This is a genomic window from Achromobacter ruhlandii, assembly GCF_002082135.1.
GTDB classification, from domain to species: domain Bacteria; phylum Pseudomonadota; class Gammaproteobacteria; order Burkholderiales; family Burkholderiaceae_B; genus Achromobacter; species Achromobacter ruhlandii.
Window position 1 is genome coordinate 2,445,390 of record NZ_CP017433.1, and the last position, 13,129, is coordinate 2,458,518.

A 13,129-nucleotide genomic window follows, 5' to 3' on the forward strand; every position below is an offset into this window, starting at 1 on the left:
CGGATTAGTACTGGGCCGAGAGGCTGAAGAACACGCGGGGATCTTTGTTGCCCTGGGTCAGCACATCGGAGCTCATGGGCTTGGCCACTTCGATCGTGGCGTACAGGTTCTTGGTCAGGTTGGCGCGCATGCCGGCGCCGTACGAGGACAGCTTGGCGCGCGTGAGCGGCGCGCTTTCGCTGCGCGACCAGATGCGGCCGCCGTCCACGAACGTGTAGACGTGCGCGCCGCTGGGCAGGAAGCGGTCGGAGGACACGGCGTAGCGCAGTTCCAGCGAGGCCGCCATGCCCGAGTCGGCCGACATTTCGCCGTCGTCATAGCCGCGGCCGAAGTTGGGGCCGCCCAGCGCGAATTCCTCGCTGGCCAGCAACGGGTTGGCGCTGTACTGGCCGGCGAAGGTGGCCACCAGGCTGAAGCGGTCGGACAACTGCTGCAGGCGGGTCAGTTCGGCGGTGAACTTCAGGAAATCCGGACGGCCCTTGGCGCGCGAGGCCAGTTCGTTGCCTTCCTTGGAGGCGCCCATGGCGTCCAGGCCCTGGTGCACGGTGCCGCGCACGGCCGTGATGCCGTTCCAGCTGTCGGTGCGGTCGTAGCTCAGGCCGGCGCGCAGTACGCGCAGGCGGTCGCGCGTGAAGGGGATGCCGGTGATGTCGGTGGTGACGTTGCGCACGTCCAGCATGCCGAAGGCGCGCAGGTTCTGCAGGCGCGAGCGGATCAGCGGATAGGTGGCGGTGGCCGAATAGGCCTGCACGTCGCTGGCCACGTTCAGCGGCGCCAGGTCGCGGCCCGGTTCGCTCTTGGCGTAGCTGGCGGCGATGTCGAGCGTCATGCCGCTGTCGGTGACCAGCATGTCGTAGTTGGCGCCCACGGCCTTGCTGCGGTAGGCCGGAAAGCCCACGCGGCCGGTCAGGGTCAGGCTGTCGGCGCGCGCGCCGAACGAGTTCAGCGTGACCTGGCCGGTCATTTCGCTCCAGCCCAGGTAGGGCGAGGCGCGGTTGTCGATGCCCAGGCGCGCGTCCACCGCCTTGCGTTCGCTGTGCACCACCAGCACCGAGCCGCCCACGTCCTTGGGCGAGGCTTCCAGCGAGGCGCGCACGGTCATGCCGTTCAGGTCGTTGGCCAGCAGCAGCTGGCGCTCGACTTCCGCCACGTTGATCGGACGCACGCCGCGCAGGCGCTGCACCAGCTTTTCGATCGCCGCCTGCGCCGGGCCGATGTCGCCGTCGTACTTGACGTCGGCGATGTAGCCCTCGACCACCACGATGCGGAAATGGCCGTCATCGATGGTCTGCGCCGGCACGATCACGCGCGTGGTGACGTAGCCGTCGTTGCGGTAGCGCAGCTCGATGTCATTGGCGACCTTGAACGCGTCCGCCACCGTGATGGTCTTGCCGATCAGGTCCTGGTAGAGCGGACGCACGGTATCGGCGGGGTAGCGGGTGATGCCTTCGATGCGCATGTCGGTCAGCGTGAAGGTCAGCTTGTCGGCGCCGGCGGGCGCCTCGGTGGCGCCGCCTTGCTGCACCGTCACCGGCGGCGCGGTGGGGGTGCTTTCCGGCATCACCGGCTGGGGCAACTGGCGGCCCGGTTCGGCGCCCGAGGGCAGTTGGATGGGCACGTTCTGCGCGGCCACCGGTCCGGCGGCTAGCGCCAGCAGCACGGCGGCAAGGCCGGCGCGCAGGGAAGAGGGGGGCTGGCAATGGACGGCGGGACGGCGGGGTTCGGATAGGCGGCGCATGGGTGCTCGGACAGCAATCGTTACATTCGGATTTAAATGATATTTTTTGATATATTTCTTAGACTTCTATAAACAATCTTTCTAAAGTTCTTTACAAGTACGGTGCAGTGCGGGATTCTTGCCGGCGGCCATTCGGCCGGCCCGGTTGGGGTTTTCCCCCGGAGAAGGGCGTGGTCTACAGCGGCCCGGGGACGAAAGCAATCGCCATTACGGACGAGTAGCTTCGTGTAACAAACACTATCATGTGTGAATAATGATTGCGCCTGCGAGGTTTGCCGGAATGCACGGCACGTTTGCCACAAGGAAAAATATTCACAAAACCGGCATGGTTTTGTCGCTTGGTACCAACGCGTCCGCCGGCCGGCATGAAAGAATGCGCGGCATGAATGACGCCTCCTATCCGCTTATCCCGGGCCAGCTTGCCGGCCTGCGCGTGCTGGTCGTCGAGGATCGCCCCGAGGACCGCATGCTGCTGGTGGATTTCCTGACCAGCCAGGACTGCCGGGTGTACGTGGCCGAGGACGGCAACGACGGCTATCGCAAGGCGCAGCTGGTGCAGCCGGACATCATCCTGATGGACGTGAACATGCCGGGCTGCGACGGCCTCGCGGCCTGTCGGCTGCTGAAGGCCGACCAGGCCACGCGCGCCATCCCCGTCATCTTCCTGACCGCCGCGTCGCTGCCCATGGACCGGGTGGCGGGCCTGTCGGCGGGCGCCGTCGACTACGTCGCCAAGCCGTTCGATTTCGAGGAAGTGCGCCTGCGCCTGCTGATACATCTGCGGGTGGCGCCCGCGCCAGCCGCGGCGCCGCCCGCCAAGGCGCCCGAGGAAGGGACGTCGTCCGCCGCCACCGGCACGTCGCTCGATGGCGTGCTGTTTCGCGCCGCGCGCAAGCTGCTGCGTGAACGGCTGGACCACACGCCCGAGCTGGTGGCCCTGGCCCAGGCGCTGGGCACCAACGCCCGTCGGTTGAACCAGGCGTTCCGCCGCTGCGCCGGCACCACCGTGTTCGAGTTCCTGCGCGAAGAGCGCATGCGCGAGGCGCGCCGCCTGCTGTGCGAGACCGGCCTGGACATCCAGGCCATTTCGCAGGCGGTGGGCTATGGCAACCGCGGCAATTTTTCCACCGCTTTCCGCGAGCGTTTCGGCATGGCGCCCACCGCCTTGCGCCAGGAGCAGGATCCCCATGCCTGATCGTCGCCTGGGCTGGCTGGCCTGGTTGCTGTGGCTGGCCCTGTCCTGCCTGAGCCTGCCCGCGCGCGGGCAGGATGCGCAGCCCGTCATCGACCTGAGCACGTTGGGCGGCACGCTGCCGCTGGTCGGCGAGCTGCGGGGCATCGAGGACAAGGCCGCCGACCAGCAAGCCAGTCAGGTCCTGGACGGCGCCTGGCAGCCGGTGACCGCCCGCTGGCTCAACCGGGGGTATTCCGCCTCGGCGTTCTGGCTCAGGCTGGAGGTCAGCAATACCTCCGACCGCGCCCAGGAACGCTGGCTCTCGTTCGGCGTGCCCCGGCTGGAGGACGTGCGCTTCTATCTGTTCGCGCCGGGGCAGCGGCAGCCGTCGGGCATCCTGCTGGCGGGCAACCGCGAGCCCCTGGCGCGGCGCGAGGTGCCGGCCACGGTGTCCGTGGTGCCGCTGCGGCTCGAACCGGGCCAGCGCATGACGGTGCTGGTGCGGGTGCAGAGCCGTTCGGCCATCAGCATGGAGCCCACCCTGCGCACGCCCGCGGCCTTCGTCGGCGTGACCCAGCGCAACACCATGGTGGTGGCGCTGCTGATCGGCGCGCTCATGATGGTGGGCCTGTATGCCGGGGTGCTGGGCGCGGCCCAGCGCGATCCGGTCTACCTGCTGCTGTCCTGCGCCATCTTCGTCGAAATCCTCTACAGCCTGTCGTTCCAGGGGCTGCTGTATCGGTATGTTTTGACCGGCGGCGGCGAACTGGTGCTGCGCGCGCCCAGCGTCCTGGCGACGTTGGCGGCGTCGCTGTTCGGGCTGATGGCGATGCTGTTCGCCGACCTGCATCGGGTGCGCATCTGGCGCCGGGTCTATCTGGCGCTGATTGCCGCGGGCGTGGCCGGCGCGGTCTGGGCCGCGCTGGGCGACTACCGCGAAGCGGCGCAGGCGCTGATCGGGCTGATCTTCCTGTGGGCGCTGGTATGGCTGGTGTCCATGGCGGACGGCTGGCGCCGCGGCCATGCCAATGCGCGCATCTTCCTGCTGTCGTTTGCGATCTATTGTTCCTGCCTGTTCCTGCGGGTGGCCTATATCCAGGGCCTGCTGCCGGGCCGCTGGATCGGCGGGCCGGAAGTCGCCTGGGATCTGCTGTCGGTGTCGCTGATGCTGGCCGTGCTGCTGCATGGCCGTTCGCGCCAGCATCGCCAGGAACGGCTGGCGGCCCAGCGCGAACTGGCGCAGGCGCGCGAACGCGAACACCAGCGGCTGGATCAGGCCGTCACCGAGCGCACCCAGGCGCTGCAGGCGGCATTGATCCTGGCCGACGAGGCCGGCCGCGTGCGCCAGGACTTCCTGGCGCGCATCAGCCACGACCTGCGCACGCCGCTGACCTCGATCATCGGCTTCGCCGACCTGATCCAGGCCGGCGGCCGCGACGACGCGCCGCGCGGCGCCGTCATCCGCCGCAGCGCCGACCACATGCTGGGCATGGTGAACGACCTGATCGACTATGCCGCCGGCGCGGGCGGCCAGGCCCTGCGCCTGGCGCCCGAATACGTGCACGCCCTGCTCGACGCCGTGGCCAAGGAAGCGGCGCCGATCGCGGCGCGGCAGGACAATCGCTTCGACCTGCGGCTGTCGGACACGCTGCCCGCCGTGCTGGAGATGGATGGCAAGCGGGTGCGGCAGGTGCTGTCCAATCTGGTCGACAACGCGGCCAAGTTCACGCGTGGCGGCGTGCTCACGCTGACGGCGGACTATGCCGCCCCGGGCGCGGGCGAAGCCACGGGCTGGTTGACGCTGTCGGTGCGCGATACGGGATGCGGCATCGCGCCCGCCGACCGGCAGCACATCTTCGAGCCGTTCCAGCGGCTGGGCGCGGCCGAGAGCCAGCCCGGCGTCGGGCTAGGCCTGGCCATCGTCCAGCAATGGGTGCAGCGCATGAACGGCCGCATCCACGTCGACAGCGAAGTGGGCCAGGGCACCACCATCAGCGTGTCGCTGCCGCTCAGGCAGGTGGACGAATCGCGCGTCTCGCACCACTACATCGCTGCCGCGGCGCATGTGCTGCCCCAGCTGGACGGATCCGGGCGGCGCATCTGGCTGGCCGAGGACACGCCGGAAATCCGCGAGTTCCTGGTCGAGGAACTGGCCAGCCTGGGCTTCCAGGTGGAAAGCGAGGCCAACGGCCGCGGCATGGTGGCGCGCATCCAGGCCGACGACGCGCGCCGGCCCGACCTGATCCTGACCGATCACCGCATGGAAGGCGCCGACGGCTCGGCCGTGCTGCGGGCGGCTCGCGCGCGCTGGCCGGACCTGCCGGTGGTGGCGGTATCGGCCACGCCGCAAGAGACCGCGGCCCTGGACGGCGTCGGCTATGACGCCAGCCTGCTCAAGCCCATCAATCTGGTTGAGCTGCGCCACTTGCTGGGCCGCCTGCTGCATCTGCCGACGCCCTCGACGGCCGGCGAGCCGGCCCCGGCGCCGTCACCGATGCCGCGCCTGTCGCGCGCCGAACTGGAACAGGTGCAGCGCCTGCTGGACATCGGCGGCATCTCGGACCTGATGGATTGGGCCCGCGCCGTGCAGGCGCGCGATCCGGCCTTTGCGGATTTCAGCCAGCAGGTGCAGCGCCTGGCGCGGCTGGGCGATCTCGCGGCCATCGGCAAACTGTGCGAGCGCATGCCGGTGGCGTGAGCCGGCGCCGCGTCCTACCCCAGCCGCATCGACAGTTCCACGTCGCCGCCGAAGGGCGTCGACAGGTAGCCCGACGCCGGCGAACGCACCCGCGCCAGGTATTCCGGGCAATGATCGGCGTTGTCCGCCACGATCAGCGCCCCGGGCCGCAGGCGGTCCTCCAGCAATGCCAGGACGTCCGAATAGAGCGCCTTGGCGCCATCGAGCAGGACCAGGTCGATGCGGTCCGGCAGCCCGGTGGCGAGCGTTTGCAGCGCGTCGCCCTGGCGCAGTTCCACCAGGTCGGCCAGGCCGGCTTCGGCCAGGTGGCCGCTGGCCAGCGAGACCTTGGACGGCTCGAATTCGGTAGTGATCAGCCGGCCGCCGCCGTTGTCGCGCAGCGCCGCCGCCAGGTGCAGGGTCGAGATGCCGAACGAGGTGCCGAACTCGATGATGGACCGCGCCTGCGTGCTGCGCGCCAGCATGTACAGCAGCGTGCCGGTCTCGGGCGATACGGCCAGCGGCAGGTCCTTCATGCGGCCGTAGAACTCGCGGTATTCGGTCTTGCTGCGCATCAGCCGCGCCTGTTCGGCGTCGGACATGTTGGCCAGGGCGGGGTCGGCACTGGCCCAGGAGGCCTCGGCCTGCGTGAACAGCCGGTCGAGCAGCGGGGCCAGGGGAGCGGAAGTCAGGGTGTTGGTCATGGTGATGCGTTTCCAGTCGGGGGGCAAGGCGGCCGGGGCGATGCCGCGGCCTGTGGGATGAACGCCCTCCAGCGGCGCGAAAGCGTCGGCGTTGAAGGGGCGAGGGCACCGGTTTAGAATACGACGAATTCGTCGCATTTCCCTATTCGCATTTCGCGCGCCGCCATGACCCCACGCCGCAGTACCCGGCTTTCCGAGAGAAAACAGCCGCAGCAGGCCCGTTCGGCCGAGCTGGTCGCGGCCATCCTGCAGGCGGGGGCTCAGGTTTTGGCCAAGGAGGGGGCCACGCGCTTTACCACTGCCCGCGTGGCCGAGAAGGCCGGCGTCAGCATCGGTTCGCTCTATCAATACTTCCCCAACAAGGCCGCCATCCTGTACCGGCTGCAGACGCAGGAATGGCAGCAGACTTCCGACCTGTTGCGACGCCTGCTCGAAGACACCCGCCACGCGCCGCCCCGGCGGCTGCGCAACCTGGTGCATGCCTTCGTGCGCTCGGAATGCGAAGAAGCCGTGATGCGCGTGGCCCTGAACGACGCCGCGCCGCTCTACCGCGACGCACCCGAGGCGCGCGCCACCAAGGAAGAGGGCGGCCGCATCGTGCTCGCCTTTCTCGGCGAGGCCTTGCCTCAGGCCAGCGACGCCACCCGCGCGCTGGCCGGCGATCTCATCACCCACACGCTCAGCGCCGTCGGCAAGCAGTTCTCGGAAAGCCCGCGCACCGAGGCCGAGATCGAGACCTACGCGGACGCGCTGGCCGATATGCTGTGCGCGTATCTCGACAGCCTGGCGGGCGGCGCCGGTCCGGCGCGCCGGCAGGCCCGCAAGTAGCCCGGCGGTCCGCGCCGCGGCGACCTTCATGCGGGCCGTCGGCGCGGGAGTAAGATGGCCGCTCTCCGGCTCCTTGACGAGGTCATGCGTGCATTCCGTATTTGACGTGATGAGCGGCCAGGCCGTATTGGCCGCGCAGGCCGTGGGCGATGGCATTCCCGTGGTCTTCCTGCACGCCGCGGTATGCGATCGCCGCATGTGGCGCGCCCAGCTCGACGGCCTGGGCGCCGGCTATCGCGCCATCGCCTATGACCGGCGCGGCGCCGGCGACACCCGCGCCGAGCCCGCGACGCATTCGGCCGTTGCCGACCTGATCGCGGTGCTGGACGCGGCCACGGGCGACGCGCCCGCCGTCCTGGTGGGGTGTTCGCAAGGCGCTCGCGTGGCCCTGGACGCGGCCCTGATGCACCCCGCCCGGGTACGGGGCCTGGTGTTGATATCGCCCACGGTGGCCGGCGCGCCCGAGGCCGACCTGGCGCCCGCGATGCAGGCGCTGATGCAGTCGCTGAAGGCCGCCGAAGCGGCCGGCGACATCGACCGCGTCAACGCGCTCAAGGCGCGGCTGTTCCTGGATGGTCCGCTGGCCGCCGAAGGCCGGGTCGGCGGCGTGCTGCGCGAGCAGTTCCTGGACATGAACGGCCGCGTGCTGCGGGCCGCGCCGGTCGGCGTCAGCGCCGATGCGGTGCCCGCCTTCGATCGCTTGTCCGAATGCCAGGCGCCGACGCTGGTGGCCTGGGGGAGCCTGGACTTTCCCCACATACAGGAACGGGCACGCCTGGTCGCGGCGCGGCTGCCCCATGGCACGCCCTGGGAAGTGGCAGGGGCCGCGCACCTGCCGAGCCTGGAGCGTCCCGCCGACTTCACCGCGCGCATCGCCGCGTTCATCCGCCGCCCGGATGGGGCGGCTTGACGGGCGAGATCCTGTTGTCGGACGGCGGCCTGATCCTGACCTGACGCGCGGTCAGCGCCATGGTCACGTGCCCGCTTCGGTCGGCGGCACGCCCGGCACGCCGCGCCGGATGTTGCGCGAATACCGCGCCGCGTCCTGCGTGGCGCGGGCCCGTTCGGTGTAGCGGCCGGCGTCGCGGTAGGCCTGCAAGCTGTCCGCGCCCGCCAGGGCGCCGAGCCGGTACAGGTATTCCGGCAGATACCCGGACAGCAGCAGGCGGTAATCCAGCGGCAGTCCCGGCACGATCTTGTCGGCCAGCCGGTACACGATGGTGATGCAGTTGGCCGTCAGCGTGTTGTAGAAGCGCGGCTGGCGCCGCAGGCGCGTGGCCGTGTCCACGTACGACAGCAGCAGTTTGCGCGGCGCGCCCGCCGGCATGTGTACGCGGTAAAGGTAGCCGTCCTCGCCGCGCACGTTGGTGCGCACGCGCAGGCTGTCTTCCTCGGCCGAGGCCAGCACCGACAATTCGTACTGACGAAAGAATCCGCCGATCTCCGAGAATGTGTCATTGCGCTTGCGCCGGATTTCCACCGAGAACACCACGTACTGGCCATCGGTGAACCCGAACGACACCAGCGCATGCGCGATCGCCGGCCGGCCCCAATACGACAGCGCCAGGTCCACCGAGGCCAGCTTCGACAGATCGTAGCGGCGGGTCTCCCAGCGCGCGTCGAAGTCGGTGCGCGAGCGCCAGTCGAAGTTGCGCACGTTATGCAGCGTCAGGCGGTCGCCGTCCACCTCGCCGTAGGTGGTGCGGGCCACTTCCGGCATCCAGTCGCGATCGTTGGATGGCCGCATGCCCCAGATCCACCAGGCCAGCAGAATCAGCAGCATTGCCGCGAACACCGCGGCGGGCAACCGATATCCCCAGGCCAATCCGGCCAGCGCGGCGGCGGCCAGTGCCAGCCAGGCCAGCGGCGCCAGCACGCGCGCGCGGCCCCCGCCGGGCGACTGGAACCACAGCGCCAGCGCGCCCCACAGCGCGCCCGCGACCACCACGGCCGCCAGCAGCCCCGTCATGACTGGGTCTGGGCGTTGCGGGCGACGGCCTCGCGGTCCTGGCGGCGCCAGCCGGCGCGCAGCGCGGCGATCTGGCGCAGCGCCGCCTGCGACATCTTCCACCAGCCGAACGGGCGCGGGTCGGCCAGCATGCTGAGCGCGCGCGCATAGTCCAGCGTCAGGCCCGGGGTCCAGGCCATGGTCAGGGCGCGCTTGCGGATCTGTGCCGCCACCCATAGCTCGGGCGTGAACAGCAGGCGCCACATCACCCCCCAGCCGGCATCCGGGCCATGCAGGCGGCCGACCACGCCATCCAGCGCCGCCTCCAGCGCGGCCGAGACCGAGCTGGAACAGTTGCGGTGGGTCAGGTTGTAGATCTCGGTCTTGCGGTATTCGTCCCAGAACGCCGCCAGCTTGGCCGCGTCGTAATTGCGGATGCGCACCTGCATGGTCGACGGGCACCAGGTCTGGGACTCGGTGGCGTAGTCGGGCTGGTACACGCCGGGCACGTTGTTGTCGGCGGTGGCGCGCAGCAGCGTGCCGAACTGTTCGGGCGAGTGGTCGATTTCCACCGCCGGGTACAGGCTGATGTAGATGCCCTCGGGCGATTCCAGCGCGGCATGGCCGGTGGACACGACGCCATTGATGTCCACGGCCGCGATGTAGCGGTCGACCACCGGGTAGTGGCGGGTTGCGGTCCTGGCCGAGCCCGACGGCGTCCATACATGCACGGTCAGGGCGCGCTCGCTGGCCTGGGGCGGGCCATCGAACACCTTCTGCGCCGGGCCGTCGGCGCGCGTCGGCATGAAGGCGGGATCGGGATTGGCGGCCAGCGCCGGGTTGGCATCGAGGTTGCGCACGCGGCGCGCCAGCCACAGCAGCTTGCCGCCCGAGATCGCCAGGAACAGGCCGATGCAGTACGGCACCGTGCCGACGTAGTGGGTGGGGTAGGGCTGAAAGAAAAAGATCGCCAGCAGCACCTCGGCCACGCCCGAGGCGAACACCACGCGCCAGCGCTGGTAGCGCACCACGTAGGCGGCGATGCACTGGATCAGCCCGTCCACCAGGAACAGCAGCCCGAAGATCATCGACAGCACGAAATGCCCGTGGTGCTGGCCCGCCAGCACCAGGGTGCCGGCCGCCAGCACGAACACGCCCTTGGTGTAGCGCAGCACGCGCTGGCCACCGACCCCCGATTTGGCGATCGCCAGCGTGGCGATGCCTTCGACCACCAGCAGCGCGGCGAAGAAATTCAGCGGAAAGTAGAGCGCGTTATCGAGCGCGTCGATGAACACGAACGCGCCGGCGCCCAGCATCAGCCACCCGCCGATCATCAGGGCGCGGGCGCGCTTGTGCAGATAGTCGACACCGAGCAGCAGCAAAACCAGGTGGCTCATGGGGGCGCAGTCTCCATGCAAGGGTGCGATGCCACGTAGGGCGGATATCGCATGCAGGGTACCGCGAGCGCGCCCCGGACGTCGAGTCGCGGCTGCCCGCGCCGGCGCCCGGCGGCCGGCTCGGGCAAGGACGCGTCAGGCCAGGGCCGGGACCGCGCGCGGGCGCAGCGTGGCCAGCACCCAATAGACGCTGCCGCCGATTCCCACGCCGAAGAACCAGCCGTAGGTGGCCCACCAGGCCGGCAGCAGGTCGGTGAAGTTGGGCAGGATGGTCGAGAACACGCTGCCGATGCCGGTGGCGATCAGCGCGTTGATGTTCCAGCCGCCCTGGTAGCGGTATTCGCCATGCTCGTCATACAGCGCCGCGACATTGATGCGGCCCTTGGCCACCAGGTAATAGTCCACCAGGATGATGCCGAGCAGCGGCCCCATGGTGGCGCCGATGGCGTTGACGAAGTGCGCCGCGCCGCCTTCCCACGGCGCGAACGGATACAGCACCAGCGCGATCAGCGCCGCGATGTAGCCGCCGCGCTTGAAGTCGATGCGCTTGGGGAACACGTTCGAGATATCGAACGCGGCCGACACGAAGTTCGCCACCACGTTGATGCCCAGCGTGGCCACCGCGAAGGTCAGCGCGGCCAGCAGCGCCAGCACCCAGCTGTCGAACTTGGTGGAGATCTGCTCGGGGTGCAGCAGCACTTCGCCATAGACCTTGTAGGCGGCGATGGTGGTGACGCCCGCCACCAGCGAGAACGCCACCAGGTTCACCGGCAGGCCCCACAGGTTGCCGCGCTTGACGGCCTGCCTGTCGCGGGCATAGCGCGAGAAATCGCAGAAATTCAGGTATAGCGCCGCGAAGTAGGTGATCCAGGTCGCGCCCACCGCCATCAGCGCCCAGAAGCTGCCCGGCGCGCCGTTCACGCCCGCGTCGCGTGTCTTGTCGAGCAGCACGTCCATCGGAATGCCGTGGTCCAGGCTGAAGCCGCCGGCCTTCACGCACAGCCCCACCGCCAGCACCAGCATGGCGATCCACACCGCCGGGCCGGCCCAGTCCTGGAAGCGGCGCACGGTCTCCATGCCTTTCTGGATGATGAGCAGTTGCAGCGCCCAGATGCCGACATAACAGATCAGCTCCAGCCCCGAATGCCCCAGCCATTGCGTGTTCTGGTGGAAGGCGAGCAGGCTGTCGTTGCGCACCAGCAGCGCCACGATGGCGCCCGAGGCCGCCGCCGTCTGCGCGCCGTACCAGAAACAGGCCACCACCGCGCGCACCAGCGCCGCCAGGTTGGCGCCCCAGATGCCGAACGAGGCGCGCGCCAGCACCGGATAAGGCACGCCGGTCTTCTCGCCGGCATAGCCCATCAGGTTCATCAGGAAGAAGATCACCAGCGAACTCAGGCCGATGGCGATCAGGAAGTTGACGAAGCTGCCGCACAGCAGGAACAGGCTGGCGGCCAGGTAGTAGCCCCACAGGCTGTGCACGTCCGAGGTCCAGACGTTGAAGATGCTGAAGGCGCCCCAGCGGCGCTCCTTGGTGGGGGCCAGGTCCTCGTTGTAGAGACCGGGCGACGGATTTCGGATATCGATGGCGAGCTCCCTGACCCACGTGTGGGCATGGCCGTAAAGGAAGCCGGGCCGACCAATACAGCAGCAACACTTGGACGGAGCCTGGCGCGTACTATGGTGTGCAAATAGTGTATACAACCTTTGCGCCAAATCGCCCCTGGGGTTTTCCCTTCCGGTGGAGGCGCGGCGCGCGGGACGCTGGCGAACGGCGCGGACGCCGGCCGGGCGGCGCCAGGGGCGGGGCGTTGGGAGCGGCGAGGGCCGGAGGAATCAGCCCGGCAGCGCGCCCCGCAGCCACTGGCTGGTCAGGTCCAGCACGATGTGCGGTTGCTCGCGGTGCGGCACGTGGCCGCAGTTTTCCAGCAGCGCCTGCCGGCCGCCAGCCAGGCGCGCGATGATGCCGGGATGGGCGGTCGAGCCGTACTCGTCCTCTTCGCCATGCAGCGCCAGCACCGGGCATTGCACCCGGCGCAGCGCGTCATCGAGGTTCCACTGCGCGAAGGCCGGCGACAGCCAGGTGTCGACCCAGGCGCTCAGCACCCAGGCGGCTTTGTCGCCGTGATACTTCTTCAGTCGGTCCAGCTGGCCCGGTTCGGCGAAGTTGCGTTGCGCCGCGCGGATGCCGTCGAGCGTGCGGTCCTCGGCGAAGGTCTGGGCCGACTCGGTGATCAGCGCCCGGCAATCCGCCGGATGGGCCGCCGCGCAGCAGATGCCCATGCCGCCGCCGACGCTGTGGCCGAAGGCGATGAAGGGGCCGATGTCGAGCGCCCGCCGCAGGTCCTGGAAGCCGCCGTCGGCCTCGGCCTCGACGAAGCCCGTGGCCAGCGTGGCGGGGTTGGGATCGGAGCGGCCGAAGCCCAACCGGTCATAGGCGATGACGGCGCGGCCGGTGGCCATGGCCAGGCGTTCGGGAAAGTCGCGCCACAGTTCGACGCAGCCCAGCGAATCATGCAGCAGCACGATCGGCGCCGCGTCCACATCGCGCCCGGCCGGATCCCAGCGCCGCGCGAACAGGCGGCCTTGCGGGGTGGGCACATGGACATCCTGGCGGGCAATCGACGGCATGGAGGGATCCTGGGAAGCAAAAAGGCGCCGTG

10 protein-coding genes are annotated in these 13,129 nt (G+C 69.4%); 4 read left to right on the forward strand and 6 right to left on the reverse strand.

Annotated features, from left to right (window positions below; translation table 11 throughout):
* Positions 1–4 precede the first annotated feature (4 nt).
* Entirely contained in the window at positions 5–1,738 is a 1,734-nt protein-coding gene (locus AruCF_RS11040) for a ShlB/FhaC/HecB family hemolysin secretion/activation protein (RefSeq protein ID WP_232732868.1), read from the reverse strand.
* A gap of 373 nt (positions 1,739–2,111) precedes the next feature.
* Here AruCF_RS11040 and AruCF_RS11045 point away from each other — a divergent pair, with 373 nt between their 5' ends.
* Positions 2,112–2,933 carry a response regulator transcription factor gene (locus AruCF_RS11045; RefSeq protein WP_083036703.1) on the forward strand — a complete coding sequence of 274 codons (822 nt, stop codon included), beginning with the start codon at positions 2,112–2,114 and terminating at the stop codon, positions 2,931–2,933.
* Entirely contained in the window at positions 2,926–5,610 is a 2,685-nt protein-coding gene (locus tag AruCF_RS11050) for a hybrid sensor histidine kinase/response regulator (RefSeq protein WP_049073275.1), read from the forward strand. The genes AruCF_RS11045 and AruCF_RS11050 overlap by 8 nt, the downstream gene beginning before the upstream one ends.
* Positions 5,611–5,624: 14 nt before the next feature.
* On the opposite strand, the gene AruCF_RS11055 is transcribed toward AruCF_RS11050, so the two are convergent.
* Positions 5,625–6,293, reverse strand: a complete 669-nt coding sequence (locus AruCF_RS11055) for an O-methyltransferase (protein ID WP_049073276.1) — start codon at positions 6,291–6,293, stop codon at positions 5,625–5,627.
* Positions 6,294–6,458: 165 nt separating this feature from the next.
* Between AruCF_RS11055 and AruCF_RS11060 the strand changes: the two genes are divergently transcribed.
* Both AruCF_RS11060 and AruCF_RS11065 read left to right on the forward strand, forming a co-directional pair.
* Positions 6,459–7,121 carry a TetR/AcrR family transcriptional regulator gene (locus tag AruCF_RS11060; RefSeq protein WP_049073277.1) on the forward strand — a complete coding sequence of 221 codons (663 nt, stop codon included), beginning with the start codon at positions 6,459–6,461 and terminating at the stop codon, positions 7,119–7,121.
* 88 nt (positions 7,122–7,209) lie between these two features.
* Positions 7,210–8,031 carry an alpha/beta fold hydrolase gene (locus tag AruCF_RS11065; protein WP_235432768.1) on the forward strand — a complete coding sequence of 274 codons (822 nt, stop codon included), beginning with the start codon at positions 7,210–7,212 and terminating at the stop codon, positions 8,029–8,031.
* 63 nt (positions 8,032–8,094) lie between these two features.
* On the opposite strand, the gene AruCF_RS11070 is transcribed toward AruCF_RS11065, so the two are convergent.
* From AruCF_RS11070 to AruCF_RS11085, 4 genes are all read right to left on the reverse strand, one after another.
* Positions 8,095–9,090: an Lnb N-terminal periplasmic domain-containing protein gene (locus AruCF_RS11070; protein ID WP_049073279.1), complete on the reverse strand. Its 996-nt coding sequence runs from the start codon at positions 9,088–9,090 to the stop codon at positions 8,095–8,097.
* Positions 9,087–10,466 carry an HdeD family acid-resistance protein gene (locus AruCF_RS11075; protein WP_049073280.1) on the reverse strand — a complete coding sequence of 460 codons (1,380 nt, stop codon included), beginning with the start codon at positions 10,464–10,466 and terminating at the stop codon, positions 9,087–9,089. The genes AruCF_RS11070 and AruCF_RS11075 overlap by 4 nt, the downstream gene beginning before the upstream one ends.
* A 135-nt stretch (positions 10,467–10,601) precedes the next feature.
* On the reverse strand, positions 10,602–12,053 hold the full coding sequence (locus AruCF_RS11080) for an NCS1 family nucleobase:cation symporter-1 (protein WP_049077710.1): 1,452 nt from the start codon (positions 12,051–12,053) through the stop codon (positions 10,602–10,604).
* Between the two features lie 249 nt (positions 12,054–12,302).
* Positions 12,303–13,097, reverse strand: coding sequence for an alpha/beta fold hydrolase (locus tag AruCF_RS11085; protein WP_049073281.1), 795 nt, complete (start codon positions 13,095–13,097; stop codon positions 12,303–12,305).
* Positions 13,098–13,129 lie beyond the last annotated feature (32 nt).

Coding starts and splice junctions, on each gene's coding strand:
- AruCF_RS11040 (WP_232732868.1), bottom strand. CDS start 1,738: ATGCGCCGCCTATCCGAACCCCGCCGTCCCGCCGTCCATTGCCAGCCC.
- AruCF_RS11045 (WP_083036703.1), top strand. CDS start 2,112: ATGCGCGGCATGAATGACGCCTCCTATCCGCTTATCCCGGGCCAGCTT.
- AruCF_RS11050 (WP_049073275.1), top strand. CDS start 2,926: ATGCCTGATCGTCGCCTGGGCTGGCTGGCCTGGTTGCTGTGGCTGGCC.
- AruCF_RS11055 (WP_049073276.1), bottom strand. CDS start 6,293: ATGACCAACACCCTGACTTCCGCTCCCCTGGCCCCGCTGCTCGACCGG.
- AruCF_RS11060 (WP_049073277.1), top strand. CDS start 6,459: ATGACCCCACGCCGCAGTACCCGGCTTTCCGAGAGAAAACAGCCGCAG.
- AruCF_RS11070 (WP_049073279.1), bottom strand. CDS start 9,090: ATGACGGGGCTGCTGGCGGCCGTGGTGGTCGCGGGCGCGCTGTGGGGC.
- AruCF_RS11075 (WP_049073280.1), bottom strand. CDS start 10,466: ATGAGCCACCTGGTTTTGCTGCTGCTCGGTGTCGACTATCTGCACAAG.
- AruCF_RS11085 (WP_049073281.1), bottom strand. CDS start 13,097: ATGCCGTCGATTGCCCGCCAGGATGTCCATGTGCCCACCCCGCAAGGC.